Genomic DNA, 21,595 nt, shown 5'->3' with positions numbered 1-21,595 from the left:
TAGAATATATCGCTTCCATAAAAAGCTTCTGTGTTGGATATTTCTCATTTTTTAAGCTTTTAAGAATAGCTAAAAATTCTTGAGGCAGCCCAGCTTCTTTTAAAAGTCTAAGTGACTTTGGTTTTATCTCATAAGCCAATGATTCTCGGTATTGAAAACTCCCTCCTTCGAGTTCGATCGTACCAACCCTTTTCGAATCCCTGATGTTTTCACTGTGGGTTGCTCTCCTATTGGAGCCCAGGTTCGTGCCAATGAACCCCACATAGCAAATGACACCTCATCACCGAATAAAACGACACTCTTTTCTTCTACCGCCGCTGAAAATCAGGGAAACGGAGCCTAAGCGAAGTGATGATTTTCAGCGAAGGCAGATGGGGCTGGAAGCGGTATATCCCAGGCGCGCCATGCTACCTCACGGAATTCCGGGACTCCTGTCGCCGTAATTCGTTCACCTACGCAGCGAATAGGAGATGCTCCAGCCGCCCTGCGTCCGCCACAGACTGAGCACAAAGCAGCTCAGTCATGGCTACCACAAATGGCTCTACGGCTATTCGGGATAAAATTTTAGCCTCCCTCGCGCGCTATCGCGCACTTCGGATTGGCAAATTTCCCTGCGCCTTCTGGAGACTATCAGCCCGTCCGGGGCTGACAGCGAAAGCCAAGACTAAGTCAGGGCAACTCAGAGCATAAGATCTATCCTTATTTACTGAGAAACCTGCAGATCGAGCGATGCAATCAGGTCTGGAGTACGGATATTACCTACATCCGCATGAAGCATGGTTTTGTCTATCTGATGGCCATTATTGACTGGCATAGCCGATATGTACTTAATTGGGCGTTAAGTACGACAATGGACGCAGACTTTTGCATAGCAGCCCTTAATGAAACACTAAGTTCATCACAGTGTGAAATCTTTAATACGGACCAGGGAAGTCAATTCACAACGAATCGATTTACAGGGCCCTTATTGGAGAAAGGAATCCGTGTTAGCATGAATGGCAGAGGCCGCGCATTGGATAATATTCTTGTTGAACGATTGTGGCGATCAGTCAAATATGAAAAGGTCTATCTGAATGACTTTCAGACAGTGAATGAAGCATATTTAGGGCTGAAAGACTATTTTGAATTTTACAATCACAGGCGAATTCATCAGTCCTTGGACTATCGAACGCCAGCGGAGGTTTATTATAAAAAAAAACGGTCTATACGTGAGAGTCCCTGCAGGCGGACTCCATGTGGACAAAGCGTGAATTTCCTACGGAACGTGTGGATACGCTGATGGAAAACGATAAAGCCGTTTCCCACGAACTTACCCACACTAATTCACCCTTTAACCACATTTCACCGCAGTCGGCAAAGAGTAGTATCAAAACGCCTGCGGCGCAATAATAACAAATTATTAATATAAAAAGGGAAGGGCTATCTTAACTATTTAATAAATTGGTCTGGACAATGGGGAGTATTATAAACCTCCCCTTTGAAAAAGGAGGCGAAGCAAGATACTTTATATGGTGATTGTATAACTCGATGTTCAAGTTTTTTAACTGATTGATTTTATTGATAATTCTACTGACAAAGAAAGCATCAACATCATTGTAAATCAATCACTTATAAAACAAAGCCGGAAAAATTTACTTTTCTTAGCCCAGTTATAGCTGAAAACTTGAACATCGAGTATAAGTCTTTGAAACTCAATCTCGGGCAGTTCAACTGCTGACTTAGGGAGCTGTAAATAAATAATCATCCAATCTCACTTAGCCTAGAATAACCAATGTAAAGTAAGAGAAGAAAATCTAACACAGGCAAATCTGTCTATGCCATTTCTGGCAAAAATGACATATAGAAGTTTCCATGTTAATATTGGAAAGTTTCACTACAAAAAATTTAATTAACAAAAATGGTTTTATAGGTCACTTTGGACTAGCTAGCTACACAAACAGACTAGTACTGCAGCTTTTTTCCTTTGATGGATAGAGATACTTTTAAGATTTAATATACACTTTAAATTACTTATTAATCTTTCAAAAATAGGTGCTACATAAGCGCAAACTACTGAATTAACAAATACCTATCATTAACTGCAGACAGAGTTAAAACCATATACCACACTGCTAAACGGGTTGGATGAATGAACAAAAATTCCCCACAAAATAAAAAAGATCAACTGTTATATAACGCCGATACTTCACAGGATAGCTGTGGGGTTGGCTTTATTACACATAAACAAAGCAAGCAAACACATGATTTGCTGAACAAAACACATGAAGCATTATGCACTATCCCACATCGGGGCGGCATGAGTGCTGAAGGTATCGGTGATGGTGCCGGTGTCAATATTGATTTATCTCTGAAGTTTTTCCGCAAAGTCACAGAACAGCCAGACCTGGAATTAGGCCAGTTTGGTGTCGCTAATTTTTTCTTTCCTGAAGATCATAGCAATTACGACTCTGCAGCATGTGAATTAGTAAATAGACACTTACACAATTTTGGCTTGCCGGTTATTAAATGGCGTGATATCCCTGTAGATAATAGTGTTCTTAATAAAGCTTCGATTAAAGCACAACTGCCGATTAAACAGGTGATCTTTGGTCGCCCCGAAGCATTAGCAAAAGACGCAAGCCACGATGAATTTGAGTATTATATTCAGGATGTACTGTTAGCTATCGAAGAAGAGGGCTTTACGCACCATGAGTTAGATGGGTTTTATCCACTATCTATGAGCTCTCGTACCCAGGTATATAAAGGACGCTTAAACTCTGGCGAGGTGATTCCTTACTTCACAGATTTATACGATAAAGACCACGAAATTTCTACGCTATTTTTTCACACCCGGTTTTCGACCAACACTGCCCCGGCAACCATGATGGCTCAGCCATTCCGCTATGTGGCGCATAATGGCGAATTAAATACCGATAAGAAAAACCGCCTAAGCGAGCTGGCAATTGCCAGACAACACGGTAAAAACCTGGTTTTTCCTATAGGTCAATCTGATTCCAGCCGGCTGGATCAAACCCTGTCACGCCGTATTCATGAAGATAAGCTGGATATCGTTACCGCAATCCTGGCGATGATGCCGCCTGCCTGGGAAAATGACACCACTTTATCAGCTGACGTTAAAGCAATGCTGGAATATTTCAGCTTATACGAAGAAAAGAACGATGGCCCTGCTGCGCTGATTTTCAATGATGGCATACGTGTCGGTGCACGCCTAGACCGCCTTGGACTGCGTCCTTTACGCTCTGTTGAAACCACTGACTATATAGCGGTGATGTCAGAAGCCGGGCAAATAGACTTCCCTTCCACTGATGTTTTAAAACGTGGACGCATAGAAGCCGGTGGCATGATCTATTTTGACCATAGCACAGGCGAAATATACGATAGCCATCAAGTCATGGAACGTCTGGCAAAAGCAACCGACTACCATGCTTTATTAAAAGCTCGCGCGATTCATTTAGATGAGCTAGCAAGCGTTGCATTAGCAGACGTGGACAATCAGCATGCGTTTAATATAGATCAGCAGCATACTGCCTACTCGTTGAATCAGGAGAGTTTTAAATTCTTGCTAGACCCCATGTTAAGCACCGGGCTGGAGAAAATCTCGGCCATGGGTTACGGCATTACGCCTAATTCCCTCTCAGGTGCCGAAGGCGGAATGTCGCGCTATTTCAGCCAGCGTTTTGCACAGGTTACCAATCCTCCACTGGATTCATTACGTGAAAGTGATGGCATGACGCTACGGGTTGCACTTGGCGCAAAACCCACTTTTTCTGAGGGTAGCAGCAAACAGCTGGTCATTAACTCACCCATTTTACAGCGCACACAATTAGCTCAGATTCGCCAGCAGAAAACCGTTAGCGTAGTGACTATTGATGCCCTGTACTCGCCAGATCTTGAAGATGCTGAACAAAATTCAAAGAACCTGCTACAGGCTCTAACAGACGTTTGTAATATTATTGGCCCTGCAGCTAGAAATAACACCGGCATTATTATTATTAGCGACATTAATATTAGCAAAGAACAGGCGGCTATTCCTGCATTGTTACTTATTTCAGCGGCTAATCAACACCTGGTTAAAGAAGGCTTACGCTTTAACTCATCGCTGGTATCTGAAACAGGCCAGGCAGTCAGTGCGCACGATGTCGCCACGATTCTGGGCTTTGGCGCATCCGCTATCTGTCCATTAAGTGTACACAACCGGGTGATCTCGCAATATACTGCAGACCAACAACAGGCAGCACTAGATAGTTATCAAAAAGCAGTAGAAAAATCGCTAATGAAAATCATGGGTAAATTTGGCCTATGTACTGCAGAAAGCTATATCGGTGGCGAATTCTTCGAGTCCAATTATATTGATACCGATGAGCCACTATTAAAAATCTACTTCCCGAATATCAATTCGTCTGTCGGCGGCATCCAGTTTGCCAATATTGCCGCCAGCGCCACTGAATGGCACGAAAAGGCATTAGCGGTAGGGGCGGAAAGTGACATTCCTTTCCTCGGTTTATTTAAAGAGCGCAATGAAGGAGCAGGCCATACATTCGGCAACACCTCCGTGCGTGAATATATCAATATGACCGATGAGGATATTCTGTATGTCAATCAGGATAAATCACCTGCGGTTAGCGATACCGCCTATACTGATTTTGGTTATGAAAAACGCACGCCCGAGCAAGTCGATGGCTTTGGAGTAACCCCAGCGTATCGAAATTTCAGCGAAATTCTGATGCAGGAACGTGGTACCAGACCTGCAGCTTTACGTGATGTGATGAGCTATCCGGCGGATATTTCTCGCGCCGAGGAAAGCGCTGAATTTGATGCCATCTTAGGCAAGCAAAACCTGCGTGGTAATATTAATTACAGTATTCGCGGCTTAACTGTTAAGCCGCTTGAAAATGGCTTTGAGATCACATTAAGTAATGACTCTTCCAGACAGCGTTTAGATAACCTGGCTACGCATTTTACCAAGCGCTTTGCAGAAGATCATACATTTGTCATCGCAGTATCTGATACCGCGCTGACTATACGCAATGAAGATGCGCATAATATCGTTAGCAATTACTTTACCAGTATTATTTCTGCACGTGCCCCTATTAGTCTGAAAAACGTACAACCAGCTCATGAAATTACGGCAGCTTTAGCCACCGGAGCAATGAGCCACGGCGCACTCTTAGCCGAAGCACATGAAGCGGTTGCCCAAGGAACTAATATTGCCGGTGCTATGAGCAACTCGGGCGAAGGTGGTGAACATTCTAGCCGCTTTAATACCCTTAGATCGAGCAAAATAAAGCAATTTGCCTCGGGTCGCTTTGGTGTCTGGGCAGGTTATCTGGCAGATTTAAATATCGAAGAAATCGAAATCAAAATTGCCCAGGGAGCAAAACCCGGCGAAGGCGGACAGCTACCTGCCGCTAAAGTCTCGGTAGAGATTGCCGCTGCACGGGGTGGCACACCTAAAGTCGAATTAATCAGTCCTCCCCCACACCATGACACCTATTCAATTGAAGATTTAGGCCAACTTATTCACGATGCCAAAGCGGCACGAGTACGGGTAGTTGTAAAACTGGTTTCATCTGAAGGTATCGGTACAATTGCTGTCGGTGTGGCAAAAGCCGGCGCCGATGTAATCAACGTCGCGGGTAATACTGGTGGTACAGGTGCCGCTGCGGTAACCAGCCTGAAAAACACCGGGCGCTCTCCTGAAATCGGTATTTCCGAAGTGCATCAGGCGCTGTCGCTAAATGGCTTGCGCGATAAAGTGATCCTGCGCTGTAGTGCTGCACATCAAAATGGCTCGGATGTGGTTAAATCAGCCATACTCGGCGGTGACTCGTTTGAGTTCGGTACTACAGCATTAATGATGCTGCGCTGTGTGATGGCGAAAAACTGTAATATCCGCTGCCCTGCTGGCTTAACCACGATTCATGAAGAATTTAAGGGGGATCCGCGTGTGTTAGCCCAGTATTTTATGAACCTGGCACATGAGGTTCGTGGAATTCTCGCTAGCCTGGGTTACCAAAGTCTGGCTGAAATTCGCGGTCAAACTGACTTATTACACTTAATGGATCATGCGACCATGATCGGTCAAATGGACTTCAGCAAGCTATTAAACTATGTCGATGTCGTACATATAGACAAGCCGGTTTATCTGGAAGCTGATTTTTCTATCGATGATCAAATTCTTGCGCAATTCAAGGCTGACTTTATTAATGCGAAACAACAGCAAGTCATCGTCGAAGGCGCAGCATTTAAGCTGAATAACCGGCATAAAACCGTCGGTGGTCAGACAGCGATTGATATAGAGCGCATGCTATCCTATGAACTGGATGATGATCAGCTTGCAGCTAATACTAAAATCTATACCAACCAGCATAAGCGCCGCTATTTAGCGCCGGATTCGCTGATTGTTCGCACTCACGGCTCTGCAGGGCAAAGCTACGCCGCATTTAATAATGACGGCATGCGTATGGAGCATACTGGCACCTGTAATGACGGCGTGGGAAAATCAGCCTGCGGCGGAACTATAATTATTAAATCTCCAGGCGGTGGGCATAAAGTACCCGGCGAAAATGTACTGGTCGGTAATTTCACCCTGTTTGGTGCAACCGGTGGTAAAACCTTTATTAATGGTGAAGCAGGCGACCGCTTTGCAGTACGTAATTCCGGTGCGATGGCCGTTGTTGAAGGTGTGGGGGATTTCGCCTGTGAATATATGACTAACGGCGCAGTACTGAATATCGGTACATTTGGCAAAGGTTTCTGTAATGGTATGTCGGGGGGTAATGCCTATCAGTATGACCCTGAAGATAAGTTGCAGCATTTATACGATGTCTCTTCTGTCGAAATCAGGGATATAATTGAAGACAGCGATACCGCACGCGCGCATGAGCAATTTGTTATCGCCATGCTGGAGCAACATGCAGAATACGCTGAATCCAGTGTCGCGCAAAAACTGCTGAATAACTGGGAGAATGAGCGCCAGCACTTTAAATTTGCTATTCCACTATGGCTATACAAAACCCAGACAGCCGAATTTATCGCTAAAACAGTTGATCGTAAAGTGATCATTGAAGAGCTAGCAGTAGATCAGGCACAACAGCAAATTATTCAGGTGCAGGAAGCTTATGTAACTAAGGCCGTCTTATTTGGCGGACAGACACCTGATTATGGTGCAACTGACAGCCCTCTTGCCTTTAAGATGATTAATAGCTTTGCGGTACTCAACAAAGCCACCATAATTGCCGCCGCTCAGGTACAGAGTGCTCAGCAAACTAAAATTGTTGCTCAGCGCCTGATCACTACCAAAGCTCGCAGATTGCAAGATGCCTTAGTAAAAGAGACGCGCGAAGCCTATGCAAATTATGATGACGCACAACTAGCCCTGTTATTAGCCAATAAACGCTTGAATGATTATAAGCAAGCCTTGATCCTGCGTGATGTACAAAGTATATATTCTATTGGTTCAACTAACTGGATTATTGAGCAAACAGCCATTAATAACCAGGCGCTTGCAGACATTCCAGGTATAGATGAATATCTGGCAGCACTTAACAGCAAGACGGTTATTCAGGATATGCTAAAAACCAAAGAGGCAGCTTAACAGTTCTGCTATATAAAATATCTGGCTTACATGATACCTGTAGGGCGTGGCTTTAGCCCGCTTTTAGCAGGCTCTCTGCTTATTGGCGGGCTAAAGCCACGCCCTATCAGAATTCAAGCTCAAATTAAGTAGAGAGCCAACAAACAGTTACATTGTAACTTTGTTTAGATTATCCAGGATAGCAAAGCCAAATTTAACAAAACTCTCATATTTCTATCGAGACACTTTTTAAGAACAACCCCATGACTACAACGAACAATTCTCAAAACATACCTTTCAACGAGGCACAACAGGCCTGGCTAGGTGGTTTTTTTGCAGGCATGTACAGCCATATTTTACAGAGTGCAGGTTCAGGTGATAGCGCGAATGCACGCAGTATTAGCATAATCTATGGCTCACAAACCGGTAATTCAGAGTCGGTTGCCCATGATGCCGCACAAGTTGCAAAGGCACATGGTTTAAACCCTGACATTATGGGCATGGATGAGATTGAAGCCGATGCTTTCAGTAAAATCGAATATTTATTAATTATCACCAGCACCTATGGCGAAGGTGAAATGCCTGATAATGCGCAGCTATTATGGGATGCTATAAGCTCAGACGATAGCATTGACTTAGCGCAAATGAAATACTCGGTACTCGCTCTGGGTGATACCAGTTATGACTTATTCTGCCAGGCAGGTATAGATTGGGATCAGCGCCTGGAAAAACTCGGTGCCAGGCGCGTGTATGACCGCGCTGATTGTGATGTCGATTTTGACGATGCAGCAGAAGCCTGGATTAGCAACACTATTCCGCTGATGGCGGATGGTGCCGCAACAATCACCGTCGATACTGGCAGTAGCAAATCAGCTCCAAAATATGGGCGTAAAAACCCATTCCCTGGCAAACTGACCGTTAACCGTTTATTAAGTAGCTCTGACTCCTCAAAAGAAATTCGTCACTATGAAATCTCCATAGCAGGTTATGAATTAAGCTATGAAGCGGGAGATGCATTAAATATCATCCCGGTTAATTGCCCAGAACTCGTTGCCGAAATTATAAAGGCCATAGGTTGTACAGGTGATGAAGATGAGCCTGTACACGGTGAATTAATGCCACTGACAAAGGCATTAAGCGAACATTTTGAAATCAAGCTACCGAGTAAGGAATTGCTCGAGGAAATCGCTAGGCGCTCAGGCGCTCAGGAACTAAATAATTTATTACGCGCTGGCGACAAAGATAAACTGGCAAGTTATTTATGGGGGCGTGATACGCTGGACTTATTATTGCAATTCCCGGAAATGCAATTTTCAGCAGCTGAATTTTTAGCCTTACTCAAACCACTGCAGCATCGTGCCTACTCAATCTCCTCTAGCGGCAAAGCTAACCCTGACACCGTGCATTTAACTATCAGCAGTGTGCGCTACAACAGCCATAACCGTGAACATAAAGGCGTTTGCTCGACCTATCTCGCAGATTTAGCAGATGAAAATACCCCGGTACGTTGCTTTTTTAGCCCCAACAAAGTCTTTAGAGTGCCTGAAAATGATGATCTACCGATGATCATGGTCGGCCCGGGGACGGGTATTGCGCCCTTCCGTGCATTCCTGCAAGAGCGCGAATTCCATAAAGCCAAAGGGGTTAACTGGTTATTCTTCGGAGATCGTAATGCAGCAACAGACTTTATCTACCAGGATGAAATAGAAGCCATGCAAAAGAGTGGTGTGCTAACGAAATTAGACCTGGCCTTCTCTCGTGATCAACAAGAAAAAATCTACGTTCAGGATCGCATGCGCGAACAAGGCGCAGAGCTATTTGCAATGCTAGAACAAGGCGGGTACTTCTTTGTTTGTGGAGATGCCTATCGCATGGCCAAAGACGTAGATAAAGCCTTGCATGATGTGATTGCCACACATGGCAAGCTATCAGAAGAACAGGCTGCCGACTATATCAGCCAAATGAAAAAAGACAAGCGTTATGTAAGGGATGTTTATTAACTGAAGTTTCCCAATTATTGAGTAGCTGAAATACACAATGCTGGTGTATCGAGGTTTATTTTAGGTGGTTTTGCCATGTTTATAGCAAACCCCTACTTAATTCCCCTTAGGCAATAGCATTTGAAACGAATGAAAAGACTGTTTTTTTCATATAGTTGTAGCATAGTTTCAATTTTACCATAAATAATTATTGGGAAACTTCAGTTCATCTTGAGTCAGTACCACCGGAATCTTACGATTTTTAGTAGAGCGAATAGCATCGACTATTTTCTCTAATGGCTTATCTAAAACCCGTTTATATAAAAAAACAGCGCATTCATCGCTTGATTTTGAGTTGAAACAGCAACCTTACGTTCAATTATAATGATCCCCAAAAACTAGACCAGCATTTAAGATAGAATCTTGCCCTCAAAACTGAGGATTAAGAAATGACCATAAATCGGAAGAAGCATAGTACGCAAACCAAAGTAAAAGTGGTATTAGACGTACTAAAAGGGGAAAAGACAAGAGCTGAAATTACCGCGAAATATGGTATTCATGCAACACAAATCAACAACTGGAAAAAAGCTGTATTAGAGGTTATTCCTGAAGCATTCTCGACTAAAAGTAAACAACAGGATAATGACCAGCAGGCTTTAGTTGACGATCTGTACAAGCAGATAGGGCAACTGAAAGTAGAGAATGATTTTCTAAAAAAAAATCTATGACTCTTACACTTGCGACTCGAAAAATGTGGATAGAGCCAGGTCATTCAGAGTTAAGTATCAGAAAGCAGTGTTGCTTGTTGAGCATCAACAGGTCAAGTTTATATTACCGACCCGTTGGCATAGATGACTATACCCTGATGCTGATGCATGAATTGGATAAACAATATACCGAAACACCCTTTTACGGTGTCTTGAAAATGACGGAGCATTTGAGATCTCAAGGGCACCAGGTCAATCCGAAGCGAGGGAGGCGGTTACTAAGGCAGATGGGGCTGGAAGCGGTATATCCAAAGCCAAGACTAAGTCAGGGCAACTCAGAGCATAAGATCTATCCTTATTTACTGAGAAACCTGCAGATCGAGCGATGCAATCAGGTCTGGAGTACGGATATTACCTACATCCGCATGAAGCATGGTTTTGTCTATCTGATGGCCATTATTGACTGGCATAGCCGATATGTACTTAATTGGGCGTTAAGTACGACAATGGACGCAGACTTTTGCATAGCAGCCCTTAATGAAACACTAAGTTCATCACAGTGTGAAATCTTTAATACGGACCAGGGAAGTCAATTCACAACGAATCGATTTACAGGGCCCTTATTGGAGAAAGGAATCCGTGTTAGCATGGATGGCAGAGGCCGCGCATTGGATAATATTTTTGTTGAACGATTGTGGCGATCAGTCAAGTATGAAAAGGTCTATCTGAATGACTTTCAGACAGTGAATGAAGCATATTTAGGGCTGAAAGACTATTTTGAATTTTACAATCACAGGCGAATTCATCAGTCCTTGGACTATCGAACGCCAGCGGAGGTTTATTATAAATCGGGGAGTCGCTATTTTTGCGAAAGCTTGTTTTGGGCATCCCAGCCCAAGCAAGCAGCAAAAACTTAACGCGACCACTTATGCCTCCGGCGGCCCCGATTCGTCCTCGTCACCTCGTCCCGACCCAACAAGGGGTCGGAACATAGGCTCCAAATGACTTGACGCCGTGTCGGATGGCCTTTTATTTTGTCTCCACCTTCGCTAACGCTCAGACTCCGACAAAACAACGGCCCTACGGCTATCGCGGACTAAAAATCATCACTTCGCTTAGGCTACGTTTCCCTGATTTTCAGCGAAAGAGTAGTATCAAAACGCCTGCGGCGCAATAATAACAAATTATTAATATAAAAAGGGAAGGGCTATCTTAACTATTTACATCAGTGTTCCCCTATCAATTGAGGCCGTGAAACTAACCTCGCCACAAGAGAGCTCATAAAGCACTGTAAAGACATTCCTGACGATCTCGTTTTTGAGCCTGTTGCGGCCTAATCTCCAGAGCCTCGCTATATTTTTTATCCGATGGATGAATCAATTCTGGCTGTTGTGTTTTTGAAATCTCTTCAAACACGCGCATTAAATTATAGCTCATTGCAGTCAGGCGCATTTGATTTTCAAGTGAGCGGGTATTGGAAGACCAAGCTTTAGTTTCCTTGACATTACTTTTAGTGTTATTGAATGTCTTTTCAATCGTCCATCGCTTGAAATACAGCATGGCAATGGTTCCAGGGTTAATAGTCATTGGCAAGGTTGTCACAAACCGGTGAAGTTTTCCAGTTTCTGGATCACGGTAATCCACCACGTTAAATTTGATGCCCTTGTTTTCGTACACACTGTATGCTTCAACCCCTGTATTGATCTCATGGCGGGAGTCAAAAGGGATAGACTCAACCAGAGTCGCAATTGAATTTTCTTTTAGCATTGAAATCATGTAATTAGCATGTCGTTTCTGCCGATCCCACCAGACAAAGTCGGTGACGGCTTTATCGTAGACATAGAGATGTTTCTGAGAGCTGTTATTTCCCTTGTTTTGCTTTTCAATATGATCTCGTAACACAGGTATTTCTTGATGCCTCTGAGTTCCGTTTGTCACCAGACAAAGAAATCTGAGCAACCCACTTCTGAGATTCAACGCGTAAATCCCCCCGGCCGCATAAACTTTCCCCTTGCTGTTTTTTTCAGTATGGCAGGCATGATCAATAAAATGTCCATCCACTGCTTCTATGGTGTATTCGTCAAGTTCCGGGAATGCTTTAAGATAATCAATGCCTTGCGATAGCAGTGTTTCAGCGTGAAGATGATAGCTCTGCTGTTCAAATGCCTCAAGCATACTTGTTCGTCTATGCGACTTCAGTGATTTAAAATACGTTGAGTGGGGAAGCAGCTGGCCATGAATCTGTTCATTGGTTTGGAGGAAATGGCGACCACTATCGACTACACTGATACAGCGTAATAACCCAAGGCGAATAAAGTCGATATCCTTCAACTCTGGGCATGAACGAGCCCACAAAGGATGACGCTCTGCTAACAGGGCACATTCCATACTTTCATTGCAGTGTTGGTCAATATGTTCAGAGAGTGGTAGGTCTTTAAGCATGGGTGATATCCGTTTATGAGGTGATTAAAACGGAAATTTTTAGAAAATCTTTTCGGCAAATGCAAGCTTTATTTGAAATTATTTGTTGTTTTTTTACGGTGCCTACAGAGTGTCTATTTGCTGTTATAAGTGATTAAAATCAAAAAGATGGAAATATTCGAGTGGTGCTACATTCAGGTAGGTTATAGGCTGCTTTGTTTAGGTACTTCTTCTTTCAATGGGAACACTGATGGTAAAAACAGATCCTGGGTATGAGAGTCTGGAATGCGTAATAAGGCTTCGGCAATTTCCATTAACACTATACCTTCTGCGGAATTGAGCTGATATTCGTGTAAAAATGCTTCAACCAGCGTCTGCTGGCCTTTATTCTCGCGTATCGCTGTGACTAGAGAAGATGCTTGCTGATGAATTTTTGTTGCAGGATAGTCTGCTAGATTAAGCAGTAATTTTTTAATCAGTTCCTGCTCATCAGCAAGATAATGCTTATTAAGCTGCTGTCGGTAATTTTTTAGATCGGCCTGCATATTAGATTTCTCGCAACACATCCTTCTACCTTGCAGAGTATAAAGCCTGAACGTTCAGAGCTGTGTGATAGAGAGCATTACCCTCCATAACAGCTTATTATTCTACAATTTTATCGATCACCAGAGTCAGCTCTTCACCCTTCTGTACCGCGACCTGCTTTGCTGTGACATATAAATCCCCTTTAGCGGCTCTAGGGCTACCTGATAATGCAACCCGTGCAGTAATATCAACAAATTCGGCTGAGGAAATTTTTGCTGTTGGCATGGCCGCTTTTGTATCATCTAAAACAATAGTGATAGGCAGATCCTTAACCTGCAAGCGCTCTGCCGCGAGTGGCATAGGCATACCCGCTTTGGCAAAGACAAAAACACGATCCTGTCCACTCACTTTAGCGCGCAAAACCGGGCTAATACCCAGGTGAATTGTAATACTCGCAGTCCCTGCCAAAGCGTCTTGCTCTGGCTTCGCCTGTTGTATCGGGGCAGTTATACCCAATTGTCTACGCGCTTCAGCAATTGCGGGCTCAATAAAGTTATTGACCTGTACTTCGCCTGCCTTGATTTTAGCTTTTTCCCATGAGGCTATGGCCTGTACATAAGATTGTTGCTGATATTCGTCTAGCCCGCGTAAAATTAATGCTGTAGGCTCTTCTGGATCAACTCTGAGAGCATCAGTAATGGCCATCTGCACGACCGGAATCATACGCTCACCCGCAACTTGATACATCATTTGCGCGTAGGCTGCTTTTGCTGCTGCATAGCCGGGGCTTTCTTCACCTAACATGCCTGCGATGCGATTATATACTTCACCAGCCTGTTGAAAATCACCCATCGCTGCATAGGTATTGGCCAGCAAAAACCATTTTTCTATATCTTCAGGATTCTCTGCTAATTTTGCTTTAAGCGCGATTAATGCGGCTGCAAAATCAGGCGCAGCAGAATTATTAGCGGCGGCCTGCTGATGCTCTTGCGGATTATCAGCGATAGCTAAATATTGCTGATATTTGTCACTGGCACCCAGGCTGTTATAGGTCGCTAAACTACCTAGTACAAATACCACAACGATAACCGCCATCACTAACCAGTGCTGAATACTGGCAGTGCCTATGGCAGTATTAACCGGTTGCTCTGCATATTGCACATCGCCTAATAAGGTCTTTTCCAACTCGGTCTTTAACTGCTGAAAAGTGGGGGCATCAAGTGTGCCCTGGGTTTGTTCATTTTCTAGTTCTGCCAGACGTTCTTCATAGATACTGATATTTTTCTCTTTCTGTGAAATAGCCAGTTCATTGCTCTGTGCCCCTTTATAAACCGCCAGTGGCCACAGTAATATAATCACCGCGAGCAATAACATCGCAGCAATCACTATCCATAGTGTCATCATTGTTTTTTTCCTGATTTTGTTTTAAGCAAACCATCCAGTGCCTTGGCTTCACTATTAGATAGCGATGGTTGATGATCATTACCCTGTTGATACTGTTTATTGCGGCTACGAATAATTAACGCGACGACCCCTAGTCCTAATACTAAAAACAGCGCCGGGCCATACCAGAGCAAATAGGTTTGCGGATTGACTCGTGGTTCATAGAGTACAAAATCACCATAGCGCTCGACCATATAGTCGACAATTTCATTATCGTTTTTTCCAGCATTAAGCATCTGGAAAATTTTAGTGCGTAAATCCTGTGCAATCTCTGCATTAGAATCAGCGATATTCTGGTTTTGACATTTAGGGCAGCGCAATTCAAAAGCTAACTGGTGAAAGCGCTTTTCCTTCTCAGGGTCATCAAACTTGTATACATCAATTGCGGCAGATAGCATAAAGCTACTGAGCAACATCAATAAGCCAGCTATTATGTTAATTTTTAGCACTGCCCCACCCTTTGATTATCTGTTTTAATTCCTGCCAGTCTTGTGTTGTTAGCACACCTACATGGCGATGACGCACAATACCCTGTGCATCCAGCAAGTAGGTTTCGGGGGCACCATAAACGCCAAGGTTCAGCCCCAGCATGCCCTGTTCATCATAGATATTAAACTGATAGGGATTACCCAGTTGCTGTAACCATTGTAGCGCCATATCACGCTCATCTTTATAATTCAGCCCTATAATGGGAATTTCGTCTGCCTGTGCAGTCATTAACAATTGTTCATGTTCTTGTCGACAAGACGGGCACCAAGTCGCCCAGACATTCACCAGCACAGGCTGGCCAATAAAGTCCTGTTTGCTTAACTGCCGCTCGGGTTGCTGCAAAGAGGCCAAGGTGAATTCAGGAAAAGGTTTATCGATCAATGCCGAGGGTAATTCCCTGGGGTCTATACTGAGCCCTTTCCATAAAAAAAAGGCCAGCACAAAAAAGAGTAATAAGGGGATAAATAACAGTAGTCTAGGCATTTGTTGGCTCCTGTCTAGCACTACGCTGACGATAGCGCTTATCAGCAACGGTCAATAAACCTCCTAAAGCCATTAATATTCCTCCCAGCCATAACCAACGCACATAAGGTTTATAATGCATTCTGACTGCCCAGGAACCATCCTCTAATGGCTCCCCTAATGCGACATAGAGATCCCTGAACAAGCTTGCATCTATATCTGCTTCGGTCATCATTGCATTTTTAACATTGTAGCGACGCTTCTCAGGCCTTAAGGTCACAATAGTTTCACCATCTTCTGCAACCACAATCGTTGCCTGATCAGCCATATAATTTGCACCTTTAACTACATGCGTTCCCTGAAAGGTAAACTGATAATCTGCAATCTCAACAGTGTCACCCGTTTGCATGCGCATATCACGCTCTTCGCTATAATTAGATACTAGCGTAATACCCACTGCTGTGACCCCAACACCTATATGAGCAACCATCATCCCATAATAGCTAAGTGGAAGTTGCTTGAGCCGGCTAGTAATCGACTGCGCATTACGAAATTTTCCAATAAATTCCGTGACCACTGAACTCATGACCCATAGGCTAATACTGATACCCAGAAAAACTCGCGCTTCAAATCCATTACCATATATCATTGGAAACAACAGACCACAGATAATACTGAACACAGCAGGTTTCCAGAGTTTATCCAGTACTGCTTTAGGTGTTGACTCTCGCCATCTCACTGCAACAGAAACACCCATAGCAATCGACATGGCACACATAATCGGCACAAATACCGCATTAAAATAAGGCGGTCCTACCGAGATTTTTCCTTGTCCCAGAGCATCGATTAACAAAGGGTATAAGGTGCCTAGTAATACCGTGACCGCCATCACCGTAAGAAATACATTATTAATCAGTAATAATACTTCTCTGGACAGCCAGGAAAAACTGGACTCACTTTTTACATTCGGCGCTTTAAGCGCATATAAGGTTAGCGAGCCACCCATGGTCAGGGCTAATAACATCAGGATAAAAAAGCCACGCTCTGGATCACTGGCAAAGGCATGCACCGAAGTTAATACTCCTGAACGCACCAGGAAAGTGCCTAGTAAGCTTAAAGAAAAAGCAAATATGGCTAAAAGCAAGGTCCAGCTTTTAAACACACCACGCTTTTCTGTCGCAGCAAGAGAGTGTACCAAAGCAGTACCCACTAACCACGGCATCAAGGACGCATTTTCCACTGGATCCCAGAACCACCAACCGCCCCAACCTAGTTCATAATAAGCCCACCAGCTACCTAAGGTAATTCCCATGCCCAGGAATGCCCAGGCAATATTGGTCCAGGGTCTTGCCCAGCGTGCCCATGCAGCATCCATTCTGCCGGATAATAAGGCCGCTATGGCAAAGGCAAAAGCGACTGAAAATCCTACATAGCCCATATATAGCATTGGTGGATGCACGATTAAGCCAAAGTCCTGTAATAGCGGGTTTAAGTCTGCACCATCAACTGGATAGCGGGGTAAATAGCGAGCAAACGGACTGGACGTGATTAGAAGAAACGAGATAAAGCCGGTAGCCACGATGCCCATTACCGATAAAACCCGCGCTAGCATATCTAGCGGTAGTGCTTTACTAAAGCGGCTGACGGCAAACGTCCAGCCCGTGAGAATCAGTGCCCATAATAATAATGAGCCTTCATGCCCACCCCAGATCGCACTGAGCTTAAATTGTATCGGCATCTGGCTATTCGAGTGCTGAGCCACATACACTACAGAGAAATCATCATGTGAAAATGCATAGCCTAAGCAAATAAAGCTAATGAAAACAAACAGAAATTGCCCCGCTGCCAAAGGTTTGGCATAAGACATCCACATTTCATTTGCAGTCGAGGCACCATATATGGGAATCAGCGCTAAAACCACGGATAAAAATAAAGCAATAATCAGCGCAAATCCACCTATTTCAGGGTTCATTGCTGTGCCTCCTGCTTTTTCTTCATCGATTCAGCAATTTCTGGCGGCATATAGTTTTCATCATGTTTCGCCAGCACTTCATCCGCCTGAAAAATCCCATTCGCATCCATTTTCCCCTGCGCAATGATACCCTGGCCTTCACGAAATAAATCAGGCAAAATACCCGTAAATTCAACGACCACCTGATGCTCATAGTCAGTAATTGCAAATTGTACTTTTAGAGAATCCGGAAACCTTTTAACACTATTATCAACCACCATTCCCCCTGCCCGGATTCTTGCGCCCACGGGTGCTTCGCCATTGGCAATCTGACTGGTTGAATAGAACAGGTTAATATTCTCACTCAGAGCATACATGACCAGACCTACGATTAGAGCGGTACCAAATACCAAGCCTAAAATAATCGTTAATCGTTTTTTTCTTTTTGGGGTCATACTGTTCCCTGTTCACGTCTTAAGCGACGTTTTGCATTAATAAAAAATTGTCTTTTGAGTAGATAAACAGACACAATATTATAAATAAATATCATTAAGGCAATGCCATAACTTAGCCAGACATACAGCCCATGTGTACCCATTTGTAAAAAATCAGCAAATGATGAAAAATATCCCACAATAATTCCTTTATAAACCATCAAAATGTAGGCTGGGCTTGCTTAACTAAGCGTAGCGCAGGTAACGTAACCCAGCTTATACATTAAGCAAATGCTGGGTTACGTTTTTCAGTGCTGCGCAATAAAAAAGCTAACCCATATCAGGCGCGCCATGCTACCTCACGAAATTCCGGGACTCCTGTCGCCATAATTCGTTCACCTACGCAGCGGATGGGAGATGCCCTGAACGCCCTGCGTCCGCAACGACTACGCACAAAGCCGCCTCGTCATTACTACCTCACTGGCTGGACGGCTATTCGGAATGCAATTCTTGCTCCTCTCGCGTGCTGCTAGCACACGTCGAATCAGCGAATTGCCCTGTCGCCTATCAGGGACTAAAAATCACCACTTCGCTAAGCTACGTTTCCATGATTTTCAGCGATGGACTCCTCGTTTATTGCAAGCCAAGTTTTACATAATTGATGCTAATAACAGTGAACAAGATTGCAGCCATATATTCGGTCTCTAACAGAGGCTTTTTGCCTCAGGACTCCTGATGAATCTATTCGCATACTTTTTGACCCTACCAGCCTAACGGTCTCGCAATGGACTCTCTGGGTTGCACGGGTTCTGTAAAAGTATCGGTCTGACCTGTTGTTGTCATCAATATTGGTTAACTTGCCTCCACAATCTTGGTTACTCGGTTATCTCAGGGTTATCCACGCTTTGTCCACAGACGAAGAGCCCTCCTAGCTCGCAGTCGGTGGTCAAAGGGTGGGCAACCCTGCTTATGCACTCTAACTATGTCAGAGCTGCATCATATTCTTTATCCTGACTCGCCATCGCCCACAGTATTCGGGCATTTTTATTGGCCAGCGCAACGGCGGCTTTATTAAATCCACGCCGCTCAATGAGTGCTTGTAGCCATAGGCTTAATTTATCTTTTTTACCACTACAGTGCTTTAACACCGATCGTGCTCCATGAATTAACATCGTACGAATATAGCGGTTACCTCGCTTACTAATTCCTAAATAAACCTGATTATCACCACTGCTATGTTGTCTCGGAACAATCCCTAAGCTGGCTGCATAATCTCGGCTACTCTGATAGCTTTTACCTGCCCCTATGTCTGAGGCAATGATGGTGGCTGTTATTGCCCCAATACCTGGCACATCAAGAAAACGCTGGCTTAACTGATTGCTATTACATAGCCGGCTAATACGTCTGTCCTGTTGTTTAATCTCTTCATCTAGTGCAACTAGTTTTTCATATTGCTCAGCAAACATTTCTCGACTTAAATCAGTCAAATCATTGTCGCTATCTTCTAAAATCAACGGTAATTCTACTCTTACTTTCTTTATACCTTTAGGAATAACAATGCCTCTTTCACTGAGTAGCCCTCGCACTTGATTAACCAGCGCAGTACGTTTGCCAACAAGGCCTTCACGTATTCTATGAACAAGTTGAATGTCTTGCTGTTCAATCGTTTTTATCGACACTGTGCGCTTATTTGGACGGGTAACCGCATCAAATATAGCAGCGGCATCATTAAAGTCATTTTTGTTCCCCACCACAAAACCCTTTACATAACGGGCATTAAGAAAAATGACTTCATGCCCTTGTTTAGTTAACTCTCTTGCCCAGTGATGAGCTCCGTCACAGGCTTCTATTCCAATTAAGCTCACTGGATAATTTGCAAAAAATATTAAAAGCTCAGCTCGTTTTAGCTTTTTCTTAACAGGTTGTGATTTTTTTCATCAAATGTATACATGTGAAAAATATTTTTTGCTATATCCAATCCAATTACGCTATTATTCATGTCGGGCTCCTCTTTGCTCCGTTATTACTCTTAGGTGCATTATGACACTGTTGGTGGGAGAGGAGTACATATCATCAGCCTACGATTAAATATTTGTTAGCTGTTAATATTCCACGATAACCCGCTTAACCCACTCACTACGTTTTTCACGCTGCAACACTTCTACCCGTGCCCGGCTCATTAATACCACCGCAAAAAAACAATAAAAGCCAAATACCATCACCAGCAATGGCATCCACATTTCCGCTGGCATTGCGGGTTTTTCAGTAACCGTAAAGGTCGCAGGTTGATGCAGCGTATTCCACCATTCAACCGAATATTTAATAATCGGAATATTCACCAGACCCACTAGAGATAACACGGCGGTTGCCTTATCTGCACTGGCTTTATTTTCAAACGCCGAGTTTAAGGCAATCACCCCGATATACAGAAACAATAATACCAGCATCGAGGTTAAGCGTGCATCCCAGACCCACCAGGCACCCCAGGTAGGTTTGCCCCAGATCGCACCAGTCGCCAGGGACATAACTGCAATGGAAGCGCCAATTGGAGCACAGGCTCCTGCGACCACATGCGCTATTTTCATCTTCCAGATTAAGCCGATTGCTCCTGCCACGGCCATCATCATATAACAGGACTGCGCCAAAATGGATGCCGGCACATGGATATAAATAATGCGGAAGCTATTGCCTTGCTGATAATCTGCCGGTGCAAACACTAGCCCCCAGACTGTCCCGGTGACTAATAAGAGTATCGCTGCCGCACTAAACCAGGGGAGTAATGCACCGGTAAATTCATAAAACCATTTAGGTGAGGCCATTTGATAAAACCACCTTGGCATTTTAATTTTCATCTATGAAACCCTGATATGAAATATTCGTTTATTATAAATTTTCAGGCGCGCCATGCTACCTCACGAAATTCCGGGACTCCTGTCGCCATAATTCGTTCACCTACGCAGCGGATGGGAGATGCCCTGAACGCCCTGCGTCCGCAACGACTACGCACAAAAGCCGCTTCGTCATTACTACCTCACTGGCTGGACGGCTATTCGGAATGCAATTCTTGCTCCTCTCGCGTGCTGCTAGCACACGTCGAATCAGCGAATTGCCCTGTCGCCTTTCAGGGACTAAAAATCAACACTTCGCTAAGCTACGTTTCCATGATTTTCAGCGGGGGCTGGTTAAAGCATGTGTTTATTACAATGAAGGCCATGAAGAAACTGAAATCGGGGAGTCGCTATTTTTGCGAAAGCTTGTTTTGGGCATCCCAGCCCAAGCAAGCGGCAAAAACTTAACGCGACCACTAATGCCTCCGGCGGCCCCGATTCGTCCTCGTCACCTCGTCCCGACCCAACAAGGGGTCGGAACATAGGCTCCAAATGACTTGACGCCGTGTCGGATGGCCTTTTATTTTGTCTCCACCTTCGCTAACGCTCAAACTCCGACAAAACAACGACCCTACGGCTATCGCGGACTAAAAATCATCACTTCGCTTAGGCTACGTTTCCCCGATTTTCAGCGAAAGACAAACAAAATCAAACTTTCAAGTCCTTCATGCTTTTCATGGTAAAAAATAATATATCCTGAAATCCATTTCCTTAAAGATA

At 44.1% G+C, this 21,595-nt stretch carries 21 protein-coding genes and 2 pseudogenes; 12 read left to right on the top strand and 11 right to left on the bottom strand.

Features of this window, described 5'->3' with window-relative positions; all coding sequences use genetic code 11:
* Positions 1-339: 339 nt before the first annotated feature.
* Positions 340-510 carry a hypothetical protein gene (locus K6984_RS00410; RefSeq protein WP_221893673.1) on the bottom strand — a complete coding sequence of 57 codons (171 nt, stop codon included), beginning with the start codon at positions 508-510 and terminating at the stop codon, positions 340-342.
* 12 nt (positions 511-522) lie between these two features.
* Here K6984_RS00410 and K6984_RS00405 point away from each other — a divergent pair, with 12 nt between their 5' ends.
* The 7 genes and pseudogenes from K6984_RS00405 to K6984_RS00380 all read left to right on the top strand — a co-directional run bounded on the left by K6984_RS00405 (position 523) and on the right by K6984_RS00380 (position 11,439).
* Positions 523-690 carry a hypothetical protein gene (locus K6984_RS00405; RefSeq protein ID WP_221893672.1) on the top strand — a complete coding sequence of 56 codons (168 nt, stop codon included), beginning with the start codon at positions 523-525 and terminating at the stop codon, positions 688-690.
* A pseudogene (locus K6984_RS00400) lies at positions 659-1,279 on the top strand (IS3 family transposase); the annotation flags it as partial. The gene K6984_RS00405 and the pseudogene K6984_RS00400, both read left to right, overlap by 32 nt.
* 849 nt (positions 1,280-2,128) lie before the next feature.
* Positions 2,129-7,597, top strand: a complete 5,469-nt coding sequence (locus tag K6984_RS00395; protein ID WP_221893671.1) for a glutamate synthase-related protein — start codon at positions 2,129-2,131, stop codon at positions 7,595-7,597.
* Positions 7,598-7,839: 242 nt separating this feature from the next.
* The gene (locus K6984_RS00390; RefSeq protein ID WP_221893670.1) at positions 7,840-9,576 is read left to right on the top strand and encodes a diflavin oxidoreductase; all 1,737 of its coding nucleotides are present in this window, start codon (positions 7,840-7,842) and stop codon (positions 9,574-9,576) included.
* A 428-nt stretch (positions 9,577-10,004) separates the two neighbouring features.
* Positions 10,005-11,179, top strand: a protein-coding gene (locus K6984_RS00385) for an IS3 family transposase (RefSeq protein ID WP_230987782.1) whose coding sequence is annotated in 2 segments (ribosomal slippage) — positions 10,005-10,278 and positions 10,278-11,179 — 1,176 coding nt in all. Because the reading frame shifts where the segments join, the coding sequence is not laid out codon by codon here.
* On the top strand, positions 11,128-11,256 hold the full coding sequence (locus K6984_RS32025; RefSeq protein WP_263458596.1) for a hypothetical protein: 129 nt from the start codon (positions 11,128-11,130) through the stop codon (positions 11,254-11,256). The genes K6984_RS00385 and K6984_RS32025 overlap by 52 nt, the downstream gene beginning before the upstream one ends.
* A gap of 27 nt (positions 11,257-11,283) precedes the next feature.
* Positions 11,284-11,439, top strand: coding sequence for a hypothetical protein (locus K6984_RS00380; RefSeq protein WP_221893669.1), 156 nt, complete (start codon positions 11,284-11,286; stop codon positions 11,437-11,439).
* Positions 11,440-11,540: 101 nt separating this feature from the next.
* Here K6984_RS00380 and K6984_RS00375 read toward each other — a convergent pair whose 3' ends face one another.
* From K6984_RS00375 to ccmD, 8 genes are all read right to left on the bottom strand, one after another.
* Positions 11,541-12,704 (bottom strand): transposase, encoded by a 1,164-nt coding sequence (locus K6984_RS00375; RefSeq protein ID WP_221893668.1) that lies wholly within the window; start codon positions 12,702-12,704, stop codon positions 11,541-11,543.
* Between the two features lie 182 nt (positions 12,705-12,886).
* Positions 12,887-13,228, bottom strand: coding sequence for a hypothetical protein (locus K6984_RS00370; RefSeq protein WP_221893667.1), 342 nt, complete (start codon positions 13,226-13,228; stop codon positions 12,887-12,889).
* Between the two features lie 97 nt (positions 13,229-13,325).
* Complete coding sequence (ccmI, locus tag K6984_RS00365) at positions 13,326-14,594, bottom strand: c-type cytochrome biogenesis protein CcmI (protein WP_221893666.1); 1,269 nt, start codon at positions 14,592-14,594, stop codon at positions 13,326-13,328.
* A gap of 14 nt (positions 14,595-14,608) precedes the next feature.
* The gene (locus K6984_RS00360; protein WP_230987781.1) at positions 14,609-15,049 is read right to left on the bottom strand and encodes a cytochrome c-type biogenesis protein; all 441 of its coding nucleotides are present in this window, start codon (positions 15,047-15,049) and stop codon (positions 14,609-14,611) included.
* A 37-nt stretch (positions 15,050-15,086) separates the two neighbouring features.
* Entirely contained in the window at positions 15,087-15,623 is a 537-nt protein-coding gene (locus K6984_RS00355) for a DsbE family thiol:disulfide interchange protein (protein ID WP_221893665.1), read from the bottom strand.
* On the bottom strand, positions 15,616-17,574 hold the full coding sequence (locus K6984_RS00350; RefSeq protein ID WP_221893664.1) for a heme lyase CcmF/NrfE family subunit: 1,959 nt from the start codon (positions 17,572-17,574) through the stop codon (positions 15,616-15,618). The genes K6984_RS00355 and K6984_RS00350 overlap by 8 nt, the downstream gene beginning before the upstream one ends.
* Positions 17,571-18,008, bottom strand: a complete 438-nt coding sequence (gene ccmE / locus K6984_RS00345; RefSeq protein WP_221893663.1) for a cytochrome c maturation protein CcmE — start codon at positions 18,006-18,008, stop codon at positions 17,571-17,573. The genes K6984_RS00350 and ccmE overlap by 4 nt, the downstream gene beginning before the upstream one ends.
* Positions 18,005-18,208, bottom strand: coding sequence for a heme exporter protein CcmD (gene ccmD, locus K6984_RS00340; RefSeq protein ID WP_221894098.1), 204 nt, complete (start codon positions 18,206-18,208; stop codon positions 18,005-18,007). The genes ccmE and ccmD overlap by 4 nt, the downstream gene beginning before the upstream one ends.
* Before the next feature lie 189 nt (positions 18,209-18,397).
* Between ccmD and K6984_RS32020 the strand changes: the two genes are divergently transcribed.
* Positions 18,398-18,520: a hypothetical protein gene (locus K6984_RS32020; RefSeq protein ID WP_263458602.1), complete on the top strand. Its 123-nt coding sequence runs from the start codon at positions 18,398-18,400 to the stop codon at positions 18,518-18,520.
* Positions 18,511-18,645 (top strand): hypothetical protein, encoded by a 135-nt coding sequence (locus tag K6984_RS32015; protein WP_263458601.1) that lies wholly within the window; start codon positions 18,511-18,513, stop codon positions 18,643-18,645. The genes K6984_RS32020 and K6984_RS32015 overlap by 10 nt, the downstream gene beginning before the upstream one ends.
* Positions 18,646-18,967: 322 nt before the next feature.
* Here K6984_RS32015 and K6984_RS00335 read toward each other — a convergent pair.
* Together K6984_RS00335 and K6984_RS00330 are read right to left on the bottom strand one after the other, a co-directional pair.
* Positions 18,968-19,986, bottom strand: a pseudogene (locus K6984_RS00335) (IS110 family RNA-guided transposase).
* 103 nt (positions 19,987-20,089) lie between these two features.
* Positions 20,090-20,827 (bottom strand): heme ABC transporter permease, encoded by a 738-nt coding sequence (locus K6984_RS00330; RefSeq protein ID WP_221894097.1) that lies wholly within the window; start codon positions 20,825-20,827, stop codon positions 20,090-20,092.
* Positions 20,828-20,950: 123 nt separating this feature from the next.
* On the opposite strand from K6984_RS00330, the gene K6984_RS00325 reads away from it, so the two are divergent.
* The 3 genes from K6984_RS00325 to K6984_RS00320 are packed head-to-tail and all read left to right on the top strand — an operon-like array spanning position 20,951 to position 21,558.
* A complete protein-coding gene (locus K6984_RS00325; RefSeq protein WP_221893662.1) occupies positions 20,951-21,283 on the top strand; it encodes a hypothetical protein in 333 nt (110 codons plus the stop codon).
* Complete coding sequence (locus K6984_RS32010) at positions 21,232-21,360, top strand: hypothetical protein (protein ID WP_263458600.1); 129 nt, start codon at positions 21,232-21,234, stop codon at positions 21,358-21,360. The genes K6984_RS00325 and K6984_RS32010 overlap by 52 nt, the downstream gene beginning before the upstream one ends.
* 27 nt (positions 21,361-21,387) lie before the next feature.
* Positions 21,388-21,558, top strand: coding sequence for a hypothetical protein (locus K6984_RS00320; protein WP_221893661.1), 171 nt, complete (start codon positions 21,388-21,390; stop codon positions 21,556-21,558).
* The last annotated feature ends 37 nt before the right edge of the window (positions 21,559-21,595 follow it).

It is taken from the genome of Bathymodiolus japonicus methanotrophic gill symbiont (assembly GCF_019721995.1).
Classification (GTDB): domain Bacteria; phylum Pseudomonadota; class Gammaproteobacteria; order Methylococcales; family Methylomonadaceae; genus Methyloprofundus.
Note: the sequence above shows the minus strand (reverse complement) of the source record. Positions and strands in the feature narration are given on the sequence as shown.